Source organism: Actinacidiphila sp. bgisy160, from assembly GCF_965342435.1.
In the GTDB taxonomy this organism is placed as follows: Bacteria; Actinomycetota; Actinomycetes; order Streptomycetales; family Streptomycetaceae; genus Actinacidiphila.
In genome coordinates this window covers 1-4,518 of the sequence record NZ_CBDRCM010000117.1, presented here as the reverse complement: position 1 = coordinate 4,518, position 4,518 = coordinate 1, and the positions used below count along the sequence as shown (strand labels likewise).

Genomic DNA, 4,518 nt, shown 5'->3' with positions numbered 1-4,518 from the left:
GGGGGGGGGGGGGGGGGGGAACACAGGTGCTTCCCCCCCCCCGCCGTCAAACGGGTACGGTCAGCTGCTCAGCGCAGTGATCGTGAGGGTGGCGCGGTAGCCGCCCTTCTCGACGCTGTCCGGGATCTTCAGATCCAGGTCGGCGCCGAGCTTGGCGGAACCGCGCGGGTGGCCCTGCCCGGCGGAGCCGAGGCCACGCGAGACGGACAGGCCCTTGCCCTGGTCGTCGTAACCGGACGCCACCGGGTCACCGGCCGCGGCACCGGCGCCGCCGTCCAGGACGTACGGCGTCCAGCCGAGGTAGGAGCCGGAGAAGGTCTTGTCGGCGTCCTTGAAGTCGCCCACGTTGGCCGAGATCGACCACGGGGCGAGTGAACGGCGGCTGTCGGAGACGAGGATCGGGTTGATCTTGCCGCCCGCGACGAAGTGGTCGCCGTTCTGCTCCTTGGCGGTACCGAGGTCGACCAGGCCGTTGTAGCCGTCGATCGTCCAGCCGAACTCGCCCGGAGCCGGGTTCGGGACGTTGACCTGCAGGTCCTGCTTGTCACCGTGGTACGGGTGCACCGTGACGTCGTCGACGTGCGAACCGACCGGCTGGTCGGGGCCGTTGGCGCCGCTGCGGATGTTCTCGACCACGAGCTTGTCGTTGCGCACCTGCACCTTGACGTAGGTGCGGACGTGCTCCTGGTTCTGGACCGAGTTGTACCAGTAGTTGCCCGGGTTCAGCGGGTCGGCGCCGTTCCCGTCACCGCTGGTGCCGCTGCTGTCCGGCTTGGTGATGTCGTAGTACTTCGAGCCGGAGGCGGAGTTGGCCGTCACGTAGAGGACGCCACCGGGGCCCGGGTACACGTCGGAGGCACCGGGCTGCTCGGCCGGGTTCTCCTTGGCACCGTTCTTGATCAGGTAGCTGCGGGAGTAGCTGTGGTCGTGACCCTGCAGGACGAGATCCACGCCGAGGTTCGAGAACACGGTCGGGAAGTCCCTGCGGCGCTGCTTGTTCTCGCCGTCCTTGGCGTGCGAGGCCGGCGAGTAGATCGCGTGGTGGTAGACGAGGACCTTCCACTTGGCCTCGTCGCCGTGCTTGTTGATGACGTCGGTGACGTACTTGACGTGCGCCTCGTCACCGCCGCCGTTGGCGGAGTTGTAGCTGTTGCTGTTCAGGTCGATGAACAGAACGTCCTTGTAGATGTACCAGTAGTCACCGCCGGACCTGGTGCCCTCGGGAGTCCCGTTGTCGTAGTACGGGGCCGAACGGTCGGTGTTCGGGGTGGTGAAGTGCTGCTCGTAGGCCTTGCCGCCGACGTCGTGGTTGCCGATGGTGGCGGCCCACGGGTACTGGCGCAGACCGTCGGGAGCCAGGAAGGAGTTCCACTGGGACTCGTTGTTGGCGCTCTCGACCTGGTCGCCGCCGGACACCAGGAGCTCGGCGTTCGGGTTGGCCTTCAGCGAGACGTCGACCGTGTCCTGCCAGCCGGCCTGGTCGCTCGCCAGGTTGCCGGACGAGCCGATCTGCGGGTCGCCGTAGAACAGGAAGTCGTACTCGCCCTCGAAGTCCTGGGTCTTGAACGAGTAGGTGGAGGACCAGTTGCCCTCGCTGCCGACCCGGTAGGAGTACTGGGTCTGCTCCTTCAGCCCGGTGATCGTCGCGTGGCGGTTGTAGCCGCCGCTGGAGGCGATGTTCGCCGCGCCGATGGCGTCGAAGGCGGCGGCGCCGGCCGGGAACTCGCCGTTCACCAGCTGCGCGGTCGGGGCGACCTGGATCTGCTGCGCCGTGTCGGCGGAGGAGTACCACGTCACGGTGCGCTGGGCCTCGTTGGCGCCGACACCGAGGACGATGCCGCTGAGCGTGGCGGTGTCGGCGGCGGACGCCGACGTCACCAGCCCGTTGCCGAGGGCGACCGTCAGGCCGAGGAAAGCCGCGGTGGCCCCGGTGGCCACACGGCGCCGCGCGGACCCGGAGCTCCGCGAGGAGTAGCTCGATCTCATTTTCGTCTTTTCCTTCTGTGCACGAAATGTGTGCATCGAGTGGAGGACCCCACGCTCACCTCGGCAGGTAAAGCGAACATAAATGCGGGTGACGACGTAGTTGAACTTCGCGCTATCCCTGGACGGAGTCTCAGAATCCGGATACTCGTTGCACGAACCACACCACCCCCATGACGGACACCCCGGCGGAAATCGCCCCCGCGGCCCAGAGCCCGGCCCGCGCCGAGCGGTGGCGCAGCACGAGCAGCAGCGGGAAGACGACGGCGATGATCGCCAACTGGACGGCCTCGATGCCGACGTTGAACACCAGCAGGGACCACAGCAGGGTCCACGACCACGCCTCGTCGATCCCCAGCGCGCCGGCGAAGCCCAGACCGTGGACGAGACCGAAGCAGAACACCACGCCGAGGCGGGTCCATCCGGCCCGGTCCAGGCTGAAGTGCCCCTGCCCGGGGGCCTCGAGCTCGGTCGCGTGGTCGCCGCGCCGCCAGATCCGCCACAGGTACCAGCCGGCGACCACGGCGATCGACAGCGCGATGACGGGCTCGACGACGCGCGCGGGCACGTCGACCACGCCCAGAGCGGCGAGCATGAAGGTCACCGAGTGAGCCAGGGTGAAGCTGGTTGCCGCCAGCACGATCTCGCGCGGCCGCCGCGAACCGGCGATCAGGGCGAGCAGGAACAGGATGTGGTCGACCCCGGTCAGGAGGTGTTCTGCGCCCAGTCGGAAGAACTCCCAGAACCGCTCGTACCAGGACTGGCCGATGGAGAAGGACGGGTGCTCGGCGTCGAGGGCCGCACTGCCCGAACTGCCGTCCACCGCGTACGTGACGATCGTCTTGGTGCCCTTGACGTAACCCTCGGAATCGGGGAACAGCCCGCTGCGCACCTCACGGTCCCCGCCCTGGGGGCAGTCCCAGTCCAGGCGGAGGGTGGCGTACGGCACACCCTCCCGGCGGCCGATCGTGAAGCCGCCAATCCGGGCGGGGACGCAGGTCTTGCCGTCGGAGCTCAGCGTGAAGCGCCCGGTGGCGTACGCGACGGCGGACTTCACGTGCGCGGCCAGCGCCGCCGCCTGGGCGGCGGAGTCGCCGGCGTCGAACGCGGCGGTCCCCTCACGGAAGAGCGCGTCGTCGTGCTGGTAGTCGGCGGCGGACACCACGAAGAGGTCGTACTCGAGCTGCAACGTGGTCCGTACGCGGCCTCCGCCGGCCGGGGCGACGTCCGCGTACACGGTCGAGGTGAACCCGTGCGCGAGCGCGGACTGCTGCCCGAGGCCCAGGATGGCGATCACCGCCGCGGTGATCCCGACGAGGGTGCGGCGGAGGCGATGTGACATGTGGCTCCTTGAGGTTGCCACTGCACCGTGCACGTCATGGGTGAACCGGAACCGGCCGGTCGGCGAATCGTGCGCAAACAAGTCCGACAACGGCGCCCTCCGGATGGAGGTGAGGGAGACGGGATTGCAGGATGAGGACGGCACCACCTGTCACCACCCGGAGGTCGATCGCCTTGCGCCCCCCGCTTCGGGCCGCCGCCACACTGGCCGCGGCCGCCGCGCTGCTCACCGGATGCGGCTCCGGCGACGACTGGTCACGACCGCACCCCCGGCCCAGCGCCGTCGGCACACCCGGTCCCGGCTTCGTGGACCGCGCCGACCCGCCCGCCCCCGAGGCCACCGCCACGCCGGCCCCCGGCTCCTGGTCAGGGGTCCATCCCTCGAAGGGCTACCGCGTCGTCCTGCTGACCTCGGGCGACGACCGGCCCACCAAGGCGCTCGTGACCGCGGTCAAGGAGTGGGCCGGGGCCGAGCAGGTCGACCTCAGGACGGTCGTCGCCGACCACCCCTCCGACCTCCTGCCCAGCGCCACCCGGGCCCTGGAGATGCACCCGGACCTCGTCATCAGCGCCGGCAACGACCTGATCGACCCTCTCGCCACGGTCACCCCGAACCACCTCTCCCAGCAGTTCCTCGTGGTGGGCGCGGAGTTGGCCGAGCCCACCGCGAACGTCACCGCCGTCGACTGGTCCGGCGCGTCGTTCCGCGGCGAGGGCCTCGGCATGTCCTCGACGTACGACCCCGCCACCTTCACCCCCGCCCGCTGCGCCGCCGCCGTCCGCGCCGGCGTCGCGGCCGTCCTGGGCGGCGTGACCGGGATCGTCCTCTGGCTCGACGAGCACGAGGGATAGCCTCCCTCTGTGCCCGTTCCCTGGCGATCCGCCGCCGAGAGCTCGCCCGGACCCTGCGCCACCACGGCGCCGCGCCCGACGCCGTCCACGACGTCGACGCGGCCTGGGAGGCGTTCGCCGAGTTCCTCGCCATCGAGGTCGAGGGCGTCGAGGAGGCCGACGGCGACGGCTTCATCGCCGAATGGGGCCGATGGGACTGGAACGACGACCTGCCCGCGCTCTCCTTCGGGCGGCTGCTCGCGGTCCACGCCACCGGCGGCGACGGCGACGCGCCCCACCGGCAACCGCAGTACTGGAAGGTGGAGCTGCAGCTCTGCTTCGCCGAGGATCCGGCATGGGCCG

The 4,518-nt window shown here is 70.0% G+C and carries 3 protein-coding genes; 1 reads left to right on the top strand and 2 read right to left on the bottom strand.

Annotated elements, in window-relative coordinates; genetic code table 11:
• Positions 1-60: 60 nt before the first annotated feature.
• Positions 61-1,986: a fibronectin type III domain-containing protein gene (locus ACRWNP_RS36955; RefSeq protein WP_431969366.1), complete on the bottom strand. Its 1,926-nt coding sequence runs from the start codon at positions 1,984-1,986 to the stop codon at positions 61-63.
• A 130-nt stretch (positions 1,987-2,116) separates the two neighbouring features.
• Positions 2,117-3,325, bottom strand: a complete 1,209-nt coding sequence (locus ACRWNP_RS36950) for a HupE/UreJ family protein (RefSeq protein ID WP_431969364.1) — start codon at positions 3,323-3,325, stop codon at positions 2,117-2,119.
• A 173-nt stretch (positions 3,326-3,498) separates the two neighbouring features.
• Between ACRWNP_RS36950 and ACRWNP_RS36945 the strand changes: the two genes are divergently transcribed.
• Positions 3,499-4,176: a hypothetical protein gene (locus ACRWNP_RS36945; protein ID WP_431969362.1), complete on the top strand. Its 678-nt coding sequence runs from the start codon at positions 3,499-3,501 to the stop codon at positions 4,174-4,176.
• The last annotated feature ends 342 nt before the right edge of the window (positions 4,177-4,518 follow it).

What these genes read in the sequence shown, in the direction of transcription:
- ACRWNP_RS36955 (WP_431969366.1), bottom strand. Translation starts at nt 1,986, where the DNA reads ATGAGATCGAGCTACTCCTCGCGGAGCTCCGGGTCCGCGCGGCGCCGT.
- ACRWNP_RS36950 (WP_431969364.1), bottom strand. Translation starts at nt 3,325, where the DNA reads ATGTCACATCGCCTCCGCCGCACCCTCGTCGGGATCACCGCGGCGGTG.